Source organism: Pseudoxanthomonas sp. CCNWLW251, assembly GCF_037402255.1.
Lineage (GTDB): Bacteria > Pseudomonadota > Gammaproteobacteria > Xanthomonadales > Xanthomonadaceae > Pseudoxanthomonas_A.
Genome location: NZ_JBBEGA010000001.1, coordinates 434,352 through 446,933 on the forward strand (window position 1 = coordinate 434,352; position 12,582 = coordinate 446,933).

The following is a 12,582-nucleotide window of genomic DNA, read 5'->3' on the forward strand; positions in this document are numbered from 1 at the left end:
CGTCAGTCCGTCGTGGCGCCGCGGTGTTTCAGGCGCCCCAGGTCACCGATCATTTCCCACGATTTCAGCCCCCTCGGGCCGAGGTGGTGCGCCAGCACCGAACGCATCGGCAAACGCAGGCTGACGAGATCGTCGGGCGAAGGCGTCGCATCCTTCGCCAAGGCGAGCAGCGCGCGACCGGTGGCCGCCTGGCTGCGCTCCCCGTGGCCGCGGTCGCTGTGCAGGCGACGCGGGCCGTGCTCCGGATCCAGCAGGTAGCGCGCCGCCGGGTCCACCGGCTCGCCATCGCCATCCACATCGAGCGCGAAACCAACGCCCAGCGCTTCCAGCAGGTCGCGCTCGAACCGGCGCAGCGACCACGCCAGTCCGTCACGCAACCGCAGTCGTTCGCGTGCCTGCGCATAGGCGTCGAAAAGCTCGGGCAGCGGATCGTGGCGCGGTACCAGCCGCAGCACGAGTTCACTGAGATAGAACGCGGCCAGCATGGCGTCGCCGGCGGGCTGCGGTGCCGCGTCCAGCGCCTCCGCGCTCACCAGCCGCGCCAGTTCGCCCCGCAGGTCGCAATCGAGCCGGATGCATTGCAGCGGCTGCAGCGCGGCGCGCAGGACATGCTTCTTCGGCCCCTGCACGCCCCGCGCGACCAGCCCCAGGCGTCCCTGTTCCCGGCCCAGGACTTCGACCAGCAGGCTGGTCTCGCGCCAGGGGCGCGCATGCAGGACGAAGGCGGTCTCGCCGGTGATGCGCATTCAGGCCCGCGCGGGCTCATTCATACCCGAAGGCCTTGAGCGCCGTCTCGTCGTCGGACCAGCCCTCGCGTACGCGCACCCAGGTTTCAAGGAACACCTTGCGGCCGAACAGATGCTCCATCTGCTGGCGCGACTTGCTGCCGATCTCCTTCAGCCGCGCGCCGCCCTTGCCGATCACGATGGCCTTCTGGCTCTCGCGCTCCACCCAGATCACCGCACCGATGCGGGCCAGCTCGCCTTTCGGCGAGTCTTCGGTGGTGAAGTTCTCGATTTCGACGGTAGTGGCGTACGGCAGCTCTGCGCCCAGCTGGCGCATCAACTGTTCGCGCACCAGTTCGGCCGCGAGGAAACGCTCGCTGCGGTCGGTGATCTCGTCTTCGCCGAACATCGGTGGTTGCTCCGGCAGTAGCGCCAGGATGTCCTTCACCAACGCGTCCAGGCCATTGCGTTTCAGCGCGGACACCGGATGCACAGCGGCAAATTGCCGGTCCTGCGCAACCTCGGCGAGGAAAGGCAACATCGCCGCCTTTTCCTTGATCCGGTCGACCTTGTTGACCACCAGCACCACCGGAATCCCCGCATCGCGCAGCACGTTGTAGGCCAGCGTGTCCTCTTCGTCCCAGCGGCCGGCTTCCACCACCATCAGGGCCGCTTCGACCTCTTCCAGCGCACCACGGGCCGCCCGGTTCATCACCCGACTCATCGCCGAAGCGGAGAACTTGCCCTGCTGCTTGTGCAGGCCCGGCGTATCGACCAGCACGATCTGGCCTGCGGGCCGGTCCTTGTTCGCCGCGAAGGTCGCGATGCCGAGCAGGCGGTGCCGCGTGGTCTGCGGACGGTTGGAGGTGATGCTGACCTTGGCACCGACCAGCGCATTGGTCAGCGTGGACTTGCCCACATTGGGACGACCGATGACGGCAACACTGCCGCTGCGGTAGGAGGAGGAATCGCTCACCGGGGGGTACTCACTTCGAAATGTCGAGCTTGTCGAGCAGCGCCGCCGCGGCGACCTGCTCGGCGTTGCGGCGCGAGGTGCCCTCGCCGTCCGCCGTCAGCGGCGGATCCAGCGTGGTGCAGCGCGCGAGGAAGAGTTTGGCGTGGTCATCGCCGCTTTCCGAGACCAGTTCGTAGACCGGCAGGGGACGCTGGCGCCCCTGCAGCCATTCCTGGAGGCGGGTCTTGGCATCCTTCTCCGGCCGCCCGACCGGCAGTGCGGCCAGCGATTCCTCGAACCAAGGCAGCACCACGGCCCGGCACGCATCGAAACCGGCGTCGAGATAGATGGCCGCCACGACCGCCTCCAGCGCATCGGCCAGGATGGAATCGCGACGATGGCCGCCGGACTTCATTTCGCCCGGCCCCATGGTCAGCCGCTCGCCCAGTTGCAGGTGCCGTGCGAGGGTGGCCAATGACGCCTCGCGCACCAGTTCGGCGCGTGCGCGGGTCAGCGCGCCTTCGTCGGCCTTGGGCCAGCGCAGGAACAGGGTTTCCGCGACCAGCAGGTTGACCACGCCGTCGCCCAGGAACTCCAGGCGCTCGTTGTGGGGAGCGCCCGCGCTGCGATGCGTCAGGGCCTGCGCAAGCAGGCCCTGGTCGGCGAACGCATGGCCGATGCGGTCAACCGCCAAATCCCTATTCCGCGCCGCGACGCGTCATCGCCTGCTCGGCGGCGAAGTTGCCGACCACATCGAGATTGCCCACCAGGGGGCGGCGCACTTCATAGGCGACCTTCATGTTCCAGCCGCCCTCCATGCGCTCGATCTTCACGTGCGAAGGCTTGATGTTGGTGGCGTAATTGATGTCGAGGCGGCGGAAGAACAGTTCATGGATCCGGGCCGGATCCATGTCCGCCACGCCCGCCTCGTTGGCCAGCCCCTTCATCGAGGACTTGACCGCGTAGTACTCCTGGTACATCGGGAACAGTCGCATGGCGATGTAGGCGGCGAAGCCCACCACGGCCAGCACCATCAGAAAGCTCATCAACGTCATGCCGCTTTGCTTGCGCTTCATTGCCATTCCCCCGTGCTTCCCCGTTAGCGTTGAAAGATCACTCGATGCCGTTGCCGATACGCGAGGCATCGAAGCCATTCTTGCAGAACCAGCCCTCGCAGTTCAGCCAGACGAGGAAGGCCTTCCCGCGGAGGTTCTGTTCCGGCAGGAAATGGGTCTGCGTCCAGAACCGGCTGTCCTCGCTATTATCACGATTGTCGCCCATGACGAAATAATGCCCGGGCGGAACCACCCATTCGCCCTGCCCCTCCGGCCGTGCGCTGTCCAGCCATTCCAGCACCGTATGGGGCCGTCCCGGCAGTTTTTCCTTCAATAGTGCGGCCCCGGTCTCACCTGCACCGCTGCCCTTGCCCACGTAGTCGCCCAGCTTCTCGTAGGTCAACGGCTGACCGTTGATCGATACCGTGTCTCCGTGGAAGCCGATCTTGTCGCCCGGCAGGCCGATCACGCGCTTGATCCAGTTGTTCTTGGGGTCGTGGGGCGGCTTGAACACCACCACGTCGCCGCGCGCCGGCTCATCGATGGCCAGGAATTTCTGGTTGGTGATCGGCAGGCGCAGACCGTAGGAGAACTTGTTGACCAGGATGAAATCGCCGATCAGCAGGTTCGGCATCATCGAACTGGACGGGATCTTGTAAGGCTCGGCGATGAAGCTGCGCAGTATCAGCACCACGGCCAGCACGGGGAAGAACGCGCGCGAGTAGTCCACCAGCACCGGCTCTTCGTCCAGCAATCCGCTCCGGGCGCGCCGGCGCTTGGCCAGGAACAGCTTGTCGGCCAGCCATACCAGGCCGGTCAGCAGCGTCAGTACCACGAGGATCGTTTCAAACCAGACCATACACACTCCGTTGAATGGCCCCTCTCCCACCGGGAAAGGGGTTGGGGTGAGGGTACGGCGAAGTCCGCGCGCTCCCGGCTTCGCGGACTTCGCCGTACCCTCATCCGGCGCTATGCGCCACCTTCTGCCGCAGGGAGAAGGAAAACGCTACTTGCTGTCCACCTGCAGCACGGCGAGGAAGGCTTCCTGCGGAATCTCCACGCGCCCCACCTGCTTCATCCGCTTCTTGCCCTCTTTCTGCTTCTCGAGGAGCTTCTTCTTGCGGGTGATGTCGCCACCATAGCATTTGGCCAGCACGTTCTTGCGCATGGCCTTGACCGTGCTGCGCGCGATGATCTGCGAGCCCACGGCGGCCTGGATGGCCACGTCGAACATCTGCCGCGGGATCAGCTCCTTCATCTTCTCGCACAGTTCGCGGCCGCGCCGGTCGGCATGGCTGCGGTGCACGATCAGGCTGAGCGCATCGACCTTGTCGCCGTTGATCAGCGTATCCAGGCGCACGAACGGGCCGGGCTGGAAGCGCAGGAATGCATAATCCAGCGAGGCATAGCCACGGCTCACCGATTTGAGCTTGTCGAAGAAATCCAGCACCACTTCGGCCATCGGCAGCTCGTAGCTGATCTGCACCTGGCTGGCCAGGTACTGGATGCCGATCTGCGCGCCGCGCTTTTCCTCGCACAGCTTGATGATGGCGCCGATGTAGGCTTCCGGGGTGAGGATGTTGGCGCGGATGATGGGCTCGCGCACCTCTTCGATCAGGTTGGACTGTGGCAGTTTGGCCGGATTGTCCAGCGAGAGCACCGTGCCATCGGTCCTGAGGACTTCATACACCACCGTCGGTGCGGTACTGATCAGGTCCAGGTCGTACTCGCGCTCCAGGCGCTCCTGCACGATTTCCATGTGCAGCATGCCGAGGAAGCCGCAGCGGAAGCCGAAGCCCATGGCCTCGGAGCTTTCCGGCTCGAAACGGAGCGCCGCGTCGTTGAGGCGCAGTTTCTCCAGCGCCTCGCGCAGCGCCGGATAGTCCTCGGCATTGACCGGGAACAGGCCGGCGAACACGCGCGGCTGCATTTCCTGGAAGCCGGGCAGCGGGCCCGGGGCCGGGTCGGACGCGAGGGTCAGGGTGTCGCCGACCGGCGCGCCGTGCACGTCCTTGATGCTGGCGGTGATCCAGCCCACCTCGCCGGCGCCGAGCTTCTTCAGCTCCTTGCGCTTGGGGGTGAACACGCCGACCTTGTCCACTTCATGGGTGCGGCCGGTGGACATGACCAGGATCTTGCTCTTCGGCCCGATCTCGCCCTGCATCACGCGGACCAGCGAGACCACGCCCAGGTAGTTGTCGAACCACGAGTCGATGATCAGCGCCTGCAGCTTGTCGGTGTCGCGCGGCTTCGGCGGCGGGATGCGCTGCACGATGGCCTCCAGCACCAGGTCGACGTTGAGCCCGGTCTTGGCGCTGACCGGCACCGCATCGTCGGCGTCGATGCCGATGACGGCCTCGATCTCCCGCTTGGCGCGCTCGATGTCGGCCGTCGGCAGGTCGATCTTGTTGAGCACCGGCACCACTTCCAGGCCCTGCTCCACCGCGGTGTAGCAGTTGGCGACCGACTGGGCTTCCACACCCTGGGCGGCGTCGACCACCAGCAGCGCGCCCTCGCAGGCCGCCAGCGAGCGGCTGACTTCGTAGCTGAAGTCGACGTGGCCGGGGGTGTCGATGAAATTCAGCTGGTAGACCTGCCCGTCCTTGGCCTTGTACGGCAGGGACACGGACTGGGCCTTGATGGTGATGCCGCGCTCGCGCTCGATGGGATTGGAGTCGAGCACCTGCGCTTCCATCTCGCGGGCCTCGAGGCCGCCACAGAGCTGGATGATGCGGTCGGCCAGGGTCGATTTGCCGTGGTCGACGTGCGCGATGATCGAGAAGTTGCGGATGTTCCGCATGGAATCAGAAGACATGGGGAGTGCGCGGCGGCCTGTGCGGTCGTCAGGAATAACGGGACATTATCGCACGGACATTGCCCGGTCTCGCCGATCCGCATCCCGGCCCCGGGGAAACGCCGTCGCCCCCCCAAGGCGGGGCGACGGGGGGTCACCAGCGACGGCGAGCGTGGTTCAGCCTTTTTCCACCGTCACGGCGACGAAACGGGTCACGCCGCGATGGCGGACCAGCAGCATCACGGTGTCACCCGGCTTCGCAGCGGCCAGCTCCCGGTCCAGCGCCGCAGGGCTGTCGACCTTGGTGCGGCCTACCTGCAGGATCACCATGCCCGGTGCAAGGCCCGCCTCGCGGGCGGCAGCACTGTCCACGCGCGCCACCAGCACGCCGTCGCTGCCTTCGATGCCCAGTTGCTTGCGGCTGTTCGCGTCCAGCGACTGGGTCTGGATGCCGAGCGCATTGCGTCCGGCCGGAGCTGCCGGCCTGTCGGGCGACGCCGGGGCGACACCCGCCCCCGCCTCGCCTTCGTCCAGCTCGCTGAGCGTCACGGTCAGATCACGCGGCTTCCCATCGCGCAGGACACCCAAGGTGACCTTGGTCCCGGGGGCCATCGCGCCGATGATCGGCGGCAGATCGCTCGAATCGTTGATCGCGCGGCCATTGACCGAACGGATGACATCTCCGGGACCGATGCCGGCCTTCGCCGCAGGGCTGCCACCCACCACGTCATTGACCAGCGCACCCCGGTTGTCGGGAAGCCCGAAGCCCTTCACGGCATCGGAAGTCACCGCGCCTACCTGCACGCCCAGCTGACCGCGACTGACCTTGCCGGTGCTCTTGAGTTGCTCCACCGCCCCCATCGCCAAGTCGATCGGGATGGCGAAGCTGATACCCATGTAGCCGCCGGACACCGAGAAGATCTGCGAGTTGATGCCGACCACTTCACCGCGCGTATTGAGCAGCGGGCCGCCCGAGTTGCCCTGGTTGATCGCCACGTCGGTCTGGATGAAGGGCACGTAACGCTGCTCGGCCGACGCACTGCGACCCACGGCGCTGACGATGCCGGCGGTGACGGAGTGATCCAGCCCCAGCGGCGAACCGATCGCCACCACCCACTGGCCCGGCTTCAGCGCGGCCGAGTTGCCGATGCGCACGGTCGGCAGGCCCTTGGCCTCGACCTTCAGCAGTGCCACGTCGTATTGCTGGTCGCTCCCGACCACCTTGGCGGTCAGCTCGCGGCGGTCCGGCAGGGTGACCTTCACCTCGTCGGCGCCATCCACCACATGATGATTGGTCAGCACGTAGCCGTCGGCTGAAATGATGAAGCCCGATCCCATCGAGGTACCGCGCCGCTGCGGCCCCTGCTGGCCCGGGCCCGGCATCGGGAAGCCCGGCGGCAGCATGCGCCGGAAGATTTCGGGTATCTCGGCCTCTTCGGCCTGCGCACTGCGGCGCGACCCCACCGTCGCCTCCACGTTCACCACACCCGGCCCCACCTGCTCCACCAGTTGGGTGAAGTCGGGAAGGCCGGTCACCAGTTGCGGGGCTGCCGACTGCGCAACGACAGGCGCCGTCGCCGCCGTGGGCACAGGCGCCTCAGGCTGCTGCGCGCAAGCGGCGAGGGGGGTGGTGAGCATCAGCACGGCCAACAGGCCGGAACGGGCGTGAGGAGTCATCGAACGCATGCCTCGATCAGGAAAAGGTAGGGATTTCATCTCGCCTCCGGCCGACGACCGGAAGCCGGGGTCATTCGCGCGGCGCGTCGATCGGCGGTGTCACCGGCGGCGCGGACTGCAGGCGCGGCTCGAACGGGTAGAAGGTGCGCGCGGCCGAATCGGAGCTGTACCCCGTCGTCAGACCACCATTGGCCGATGGGTACCCCGACAACGCGGACCTCGGCCATGGCCGGGACGGCACGCTGCCGGTATCGCCTGCCCGATGGGCGAAGGGATTGGCGGCGAGTTGCGACGGTGCGGCCGCCACCAGCGTACCGACGGTGTCAATCGGCGCGTTCTGCGCGGTGCCCGTCGCACGGACCGGGGCATCGGCGCGCGCCACACGCTGCGCGCTGCGCGCTGCCTGCTGGCTGCGCGTGGCACTGCGACGGGCGGCATTGTCCTGCCGGCGGGGCACGCTGGTCACGGCAGCGACAGCGGCCACCGCGTAGGCCTCGGCGTCCGGCGCGGGCGCTGAAGGCGTCTCCGCCGGAACGGCGGGGGATGTCGTCTGCGTGGATGCCACCTGGGTTCCCTCGCCCACCGGCACGTCCTGCGGCGATTGCTGGCGCGCCATGAACAACGCGACCAGCGCCACCGACGCCGCAAGCGCGCCACCGCCCCAACGCGCGAGCAGGTTGCGCGAACGCGGAGCCTGCATCTGCGATGCGGCGGAGGCGGGAACGGATTCGGCCGCGATCGCCCGTGCCACGCGCTCGGCGAAGCCCGCGGGCGCCGGCGCACGGCCTTCACCGCGCAGCACGTCGCCGCACAACTGCCAGCGTTCCCAGCACCCGGCCAGGTCCTGGTCGTGCTGCAGTCGCCGCAGCAGGAAGCGCGCTTCATCCGCAGGCAGGTGGCCGTCCATCAGGGCGGACAGTTGCTGGCGGTGATGGGTTTCTAGCTTGTCGATGATCGGAGTCTCGTTGCGGGCGGTCATGAGCGGGCTCGCTCCCGGGTTGCACTGTCGTTGTCCAGCAAGGGACGCAGCTGTTCATCGATGGCCTCGCGCGCCCGGAAGATCCGGGAACGCACGGTGCCGATCGGGCAGTCCATTTTCTGCGCGATCTCCTCGTAGCTGAGGCCTTCCACCTCGCGCAGGGTGATCGCAGTCCGCAGCTCCTCGGGCAGGCCGTCCACGGCCTTCATCACCGTCGCCTCCATCTCCTGGCGCATCAGCTCGCGCTCGGGCGTGTCGGTGTCGCGCAGCCGGGCGCCGATGTCGTACTGCTCGGCGTCGGCGGCATCCACGTCCGCGGTGGGCGGACGGCGGTTGTGCGCGACCAGGTGGTTCTTGGCGGTGTTCACGGCGATACGGTGCAGCCACGTATAGAACTGGGAATCGCCCCTGAAGTTCCCCAGCGCACGGTATGCGCGCAGGAAGGTCTCCTGGGCCACGTCCTGGCACTCGCTCCAGTCATGGATGTAACGCCCGATCAACGCCACCACGCGATGCTGGTACTTGCGCACCAGCAGGTCGAAGGCCGCGCTGTCGCCGCGTTGCACGCGCCTGACCAGCTCGAGGTCCAGCTCCTGGGTTGGATCTGTTTCGGCCATGCCGGGCCGCACTCCTGTCGGCTCGGCGTTGGCCGTGCCCTGTGACCGCGCTAGCGGAGGAAAGTTCAACGCCTTGTCCAAACCGTTGCCCTATCAAGAATTTAACCGGCGCAGCGGGAACATCCCCCTGCCGCCGGTCACGCCCGTGACGACGTTCTCGTTGATATGTGGATTTGACGGGGATGAAACAACCTCGGGATGATAGCGGCCTTATCCATACGTGAACGGATGGTCCCTGCATGGCCGCGAACTTCGATGGGCTGCGATTCAGTCACTGGCAGACCGAGCTACGCGAGGACGGCATCGTGGTGCTGGCCTTCGACCGCCAGGGCGCCAGCGTCAATGCGTTCTCGCAGGACGTGCTGATCGAACTGGCCGACATCATCGAACGCCTGTCCATCGATCCGCCGAAAGGCGTGGTGCTGCGTTCGGCGAAGGCATCGGGTTTCATCGCCGGCGCGGACCTGAAGGAATTCCAGGAGTTCGACCGCAAGGGCACCGTCAACGACGCGATCCGCCGCGGCCAGGCCGTGTTCCAGAAACTGGCCGAACTGCCCTGCCCGACGGTGTCGGCCATCCACGGCTTCTGCATGGGCGGCGGCACCGAGATTTCGCTGGCCTGCGACTACCGTGTGGCCAGCAGCGACCCATCCACGCGCATCGGCCTGCCCGAAGTGAAGCTGGGCATCTTCCCCGGATGGGGCGGCAGCGCGCGACTGCCGCGCCTAGTGGGATCACCGAAGGCGATGGACATGATGCTGACCGGCCGCACGCTGTCGGCCAGCTCGGCGAAGGCGATGGGCCTGGTCGACAAGATCGCCGAGCCGGCCGTGCTGATCGATGCCGCGATCGCATTGATCGCCTCGCGCCCGCAGCGCCCGTTCAAGCAGCGCTTCACCGGCTGGATCAGCAACAGCTGGCCCGCCCGCCAGTTGCTGGCGCCGCAGATGCTCAAGCAGGTCGCACGCAAGGCGCCGAAGGCGCACTACCCCGCGCCGTATGCCCTCATCAACGTGTGGAAGACCGCCGGCGGGAAGGGCATCCAGGCGCGTCTGGACGCCGAGCGCAAGGCGGTGGTGAAACTCGCGGGCACACCGACCGCGCGCAACCTGATCCGCATCTTCTTCCTCACCGAACGCCTGAAGGGCCTCGGCGGCAAGGACCATGGCATCGCGAACGTGCATGTCGTCGGTGCGGGCGTGATGGGCGGCGACATCGCCGCATGGTCCGCCTACAAGGGCTTCAACGTCACCCTGCAGGACCGTGAGCAGCGCTTCATCGACGGCGCCCTCTCGCGTGCGCAGGACCTGTTCGCGAAGAAGGTGAAGGACGAGAGCAAGCGTCCCGCCGTGGCTGCGCGCCTGAAAGGCGACCTGGCCGGCGATGGCGTGCCGCAGGCCGACCTGGTGATCGAAGCGATCATCGAGAACCCCGAGGCCAAGCGCGATCTCTACCAGACCGTCGAGCCGCGCCTGAAGGCCGATGCGCTGCTGACCACCAACACGTCATCGATCCCGCTAACCGAGCTGCGCGAGCACATTCAGCGTCCCGCGCAGTTCGCAGGCCTGCACTACTTCAACCCGGTGGCGCTGATGCCGCTGGTGGAGATCGTGCAGCACGACGCGCTCGACGACGCCAACGTCAAACGCCTCGCCGCCTTCTGCAAGGCGCTGGACAAGTTCCCGGTGCCGGTGGCCGGCACGCCGGGCTTCCTGGTCAATCGCGTGCTGTTCCCGTACATGCTGGAAGCCGCGACCGCCTACGCCGAAGGCATCCCCGGCCCGGTGATCGACAAGGCCGCGGTGAAGTTCGGCATGCCGATGGGCCCGATCGAACTGATCGACACCGTCGGCCTGGACGTGGCCCAGGGCGTGGGGGCGGAACTGTCGCCGTTCCTCGGCCTGACGTTGCCGGCGGCGCTGGCGACGGTCGAACCCGGCAAGCGCGGCAAGAAGGACGGCCAGGGCCTGTACAAGTGGGAGAACGGCAAAGCCGTGAAGCCGCAGGTCCCGCAGGACTACAAGGCACCCGATGATCTCGAGGACCGCCTGATCCTGCCGCTGCTCAACGAAGCCGTCGCCTGCCTGCACGATGGCGTGGTGGCCGACAGCGACCTGCTCGATGCAGGCGTGATCTTCGGCACCGGCTTCGCCCCGTTCCGCGGCGGCCCGATCGAACACGTCAAGGCGGTCGGTCCCGACGCGCTGCTGGAAAAGCTCAAGGCCCTGCAGGCCCGCCACGGCGACCGCTTCGCCCCGCGCCCCGGCTGGGACAACCCGGTGCTGCGTACGCCCACCGTCTGATGCGGACGATGCCGCGCGTCGCGTGACGCGCGGATCGCGGTTCTATCAGGGCGCGACGGCGCCCGGGTCCATGTCGTTGGCGTTGCCGCGCAGCGCCTCGGAAAAGGTCGCACCGCGTTGCAAGACGTGCTGACGCTTCAATCGCGCGCTCACGATATCCGCATCGTTGCCCGGCGTACTGCGCCAGGCCCTTCACCCCGTTGGGAGCACCTGGGTCATCACCCAGTCTTCCTTGGGATCATCGCCCACGTGGAAGACGGAGCGGCCGACGATCTGGAAGCCATGCTTGCGCCAGAAGCGGATCGCCTGCGGGGCCTCCTGCCAGACCGTCAGCCAGACCGATCGCGACCCGCGCAGCCGCGCCGCCGCCAGCAGGTGCGACACCAGCACGGCGGCGATGCCCTGCCCGTGGAAGGCTTCGTCCAGGTAGATGCGCGCCAGTTCCACCGTCGGCCGCAGCCCCACTTCGGCCGGCGGCACCGTGCCCCAGCGCAGTTGCGCGAAGCCGGCCCACACGCCGTCCTGTTCGACGATCAGCGTGAGCGTGTCGGGGTCGCGGATTTCCTGCGCCTGCCGCTCGGGCGTATAGGCCTGCGCGACAAAGGCCGAGACGTTTTCCGGTGTGCTGCAATGGCCGTTCGCGGCAAGGAAGGTGCGCCGCATCATCGCGGACAGTTCAGCGGCTTCGGACAGCCGTGCGGGTCGGATTTCGGTTTTCATGCAGCGTGCATGGTACGTGCTTCCATGCCCTGCATAACGCAGACGCGCAGCGGATGAGGTCAGTGTGAGTTGTTCTCACCCCTGATCGCCTACCATGGCGCGCCCCACGCCATGGAAGTACCGCATGTCCCGCTGGCTGCTCCTGTGCCTGCTGCTCGCCCCCATCTTCAGCGTCCACGCAGCCGACGACGAAACCGCGGTGCGCGCCGCATTCGCGGCTTACAAGTCCGCCGTGCTCGCCCGGCAGGGCGAACGCGCCGCCGACCAGGTCACCACCGGCACGCTGCGCGAGTACGCGCGCTATCGCGAACTGGCGTTGAGCGCCCTACGCACCGAGCTGGAAGCACTGCCGATGACCGAGCGCCTGCAGGTGCTGATCATCCGCGCCCGCGTCCCGGCCCGTGACCTGCGTGCGATGGATGGGCGCACGGTGTTCACGCATGCCGTGGACCGCGGCTGGATCGGCCGCGAAGGCGTCGAGCGCAGCGAACTGGGCACCCTGCAGGTGGACGGCGACCACGCGGCGGCACGGCTGAAGATCGGCACCGTCGAGATGCCCTTCGATTTCGAATTCGAGCGCGAGCAGGGCCGCTGGCACTTCAACCTGATCCCGCTGGTCACGATGAGCGAGGACGTGTTCAAGCAGCTGGCGCGACAGAACGGCGTCAGCGAGAACGAGATGGTGATGACGCTGGTGCGCGGACTGTCCGAGGCGCCCGTGGATGACAGCCTCTGGGACCCGCCGGCGCAGTGAGCG

The 12,582-nt window shown here is 67.2% G+C and carries 12 protein-coding genes; 2 read left to right on the forward strand and 10 right to left on the reverse strand.

The features are described 5' to 3' along the window. Window positions 1-2 precede the first annotated feature (2 nt). From recO to rpoE, 9 genes are all read right to left on the reverse strand, one after another. Window positions 3-746: a DNA repair protein RecO gene (recO, locus tag WBN46_RS01980; RefSeq protein ID WP_337730100.1), complete on the reverse strand. Its 744-nt coding sequence runs from the start codon at window positions 744-746 to the stop codon at window positions 3-5. A gap of 16 nt (window positions 747-762) precedes the next feature. After that, complete coding sequence (era, locus tag WBN46_RS01985; RefSeq protein ID WP_337730101.1) at window positions 763-1,701, reverse strand: GTPase Era; 939 nt, start codon at window positions 1,699-1,701, stop codon at window positions 763-765. 10 nt (window positions 1,702-1,711) lie between these two features. Further along, window positions 1,712-2,374, reverse strand: coding sequence for a ribonuclease III (rnc, locus tag WBN46_RS01990; protein ID WP_192200831.1), 663 nt, complete (start codon window positions 2,372-2,374; stop codon window positions 1,712-1,714). 4 nt (window positions 2,375-2,378) lie between these two features. Beyond that, entirely contained in the window at window positions 2,379-2,756 is a 378-nt protein-coding gene (locus tag WBN46_RS01995) for a DUF4845 domain-containing protein (protein ID WP_142125079.1), read from the reverse strand. Window positions 2,757-2,793: 37 nt separating this feature from the next. After that, entirely contained in the window at window positions 2,794-3,594 is an 801-nt protein-coding gene (lepB, locus tag WBN46_RS02000; protein ID WP_337730102.1) for a signal peptidase I, read from the reverse strand. Between the two features lie 147 nt (window positions 3,595-3,741). Next, window positions 3,742-5,535 (reverse strand): translation elongation factor 4, encoded by a 1,794-nt coding sequence (gene lepA / locus WBN46_RS02005; RefSeq protein WP_185742119.1) that lies wholly within the window; start codon window positions 5,533-5,535, stop codon window positions 3,742-3,744. Between the two features lie 171 nt (window positions 5,536-5,706). Continuing rightward, a complete protein-coding gene (locus WBN46_RS02010) occupies window positions 5,707-7,206 on the reverse strand; it encodes a DegQ family serine endoprotease (protein ID WP_337730861.1) in 1,500 nt (499 codons plus the stop codon). Window positions 7,207-7,276: 70 nt separating this feature from the next. Next, the gene (locus WBN46_RS02015; RefSeq protein ID WP_337730103.1) at window positions 7,277-8,185 is read right to left on the reverse strand and encodes an RseA family anti-sigma factor; all 909 of its coding nucleotides are present in this window, start codon (window positions 8,183-8,185) and stop codon (window positions 7,277-7,279) included. Beyond that, on the reverse strand, window positions 8,182-8,802 hold the full coding sequence (rpoE, locus tag WBN46_RS02020; RefSeq protein WP_192200827.1) for an RNA polymerase sigma factor RpoE: 621 nt from the start codon (window positions 8,800-8,802) through the stop codon (window positions 8,182-8,184). Before rpoE ends, WBN46_RS02015 begins: the two co-directional genes overlap by 4 nt. A gap of 239 nt (window positions 8,803-9,041) precedes the next feature. Here rpoE and WBN46_RS02025 point away from each other — a divergent pair, with 239 nt between their 5' ends. Continuing rightward, window positions 9,042-11,105, forward strand: coding sequence for a 3-hydroxyacyl-CoA dehydrogenase NAD-binding domain-containing protein (locus WBN46_RS02025; RefSeq protein WP_337730104.1), 2,064 nt, complete (start codon window positions 9,042-9,044; stop codon window positions 11,103-11,105). Between the two features lie 192 nt (window positions 11,106-11,297). On the opposite strand, the gene WBN46_RS02030 is transcribed toward WBN46_RS02025, so the two are convergent. Beyond that, a complete protein-coding gene (locus tag WBN46_RS02030) occupies window positions 11,298-11,825 on the reverse strand; it encodes a GNAT family N-acetyltransferase (protein ID WP_337730105.1) in 528 nt (175 codons plus the stop codon). A 124-nt stretch (window positions 11,826-11,949) separates the two neighbouring features. Here WBN46_RS02030 and WBN46_RS02035 point away from each other — a divergent pair, with 124 nt between their 5' ends. After that, window positions 11,950-12,579, forward strand: coding sequence for a hypothetical protein (locus WBN46_RS02035; RefSeq protein WP_337730106.1), 630 nt, complete (start codon window positions 11,950-11,952; stop codon window positions 12,577-12,579). Window positions 12,580-12,582: the final 3 nt, after the last annotated feature.

What these genes read in the sequence shown, in the direction of transcription:
- WBN46_RS01995 (WP_142125079.1), bottom strand. Translation starts at nt 2,756, where the DNA reads ATGAAGCGCAAGCAAAGCGGCATGACGTTGATGAGCTTTCTGATGGTG.
- WBN46_RS02010 (WP_337730861.1), bottom strand. Translation starts at nt 7,206, where the DNA reads ATGACTCCTCACGCCCGTTCCGGCCTGTTGGCCGTGCTGATGCTCACC.
- rpoE (WP_192200827.1), bottom strand. Translation starts at nt 8,802, where the DNA reads ATGGCCGAAACAGATCCAACCCAGGAGCTGGACCTCGAGCTGGTCAGG.
- WBN46_RS02035 (WP_337730106.1), top strand. Translation starts at nt 11,950, where the DNA reads ATGTCCCGCTGGCTGCTCCTGTGCCTGCTGCTCGCCCCCATCTTCAGC.
- WBN46_RS02015 (WP_337730103.1), bottom strand. Translation starts at nt 8,185, where the DNA reads ATGACCGCCCGCAACGAGACTCCGATCATCGACAAGCTAGAAACCCAT.
- WBN46_RS02030 (WP_337730105.1), bottom strand. Translation starts at nt 11,825, where the DNA reads ATGAAAACCGAAATCCGACCCGCACGGCTGTCCGAAGCCGCTGAACTG.
- lepA (WP_185742119.1), bottom strand. Translation starts at nt 5,535, where the DNA reads ATGCGGAACATCCGCAACTTCTCGATCATCGCGCACGTCGACCACGGC.
- lepB (WP_337730102.1), bottom strand. Translation starts at nt 3,594, where the DNA reads ATGGTCTGGTTTGAAACGATCCTCGTGGTACTGACGCTGCTGACCGGC.
- WBN46_RS02025 (WP_337730104.1), top strand. Translation starts at nt 9,042, where the DNA reads ATGGCCGCGAACTTCGATGGGCTGCGATTCAGTCACTGGCAGACCGAG.
- recO (WP_337730100.1), bottom strand. Translation starts at nt 746, where the DNA reads ATGCGCATCACCGGCGAGACCGCCTTCGTCCTGCATGCGCGCCCCTGG.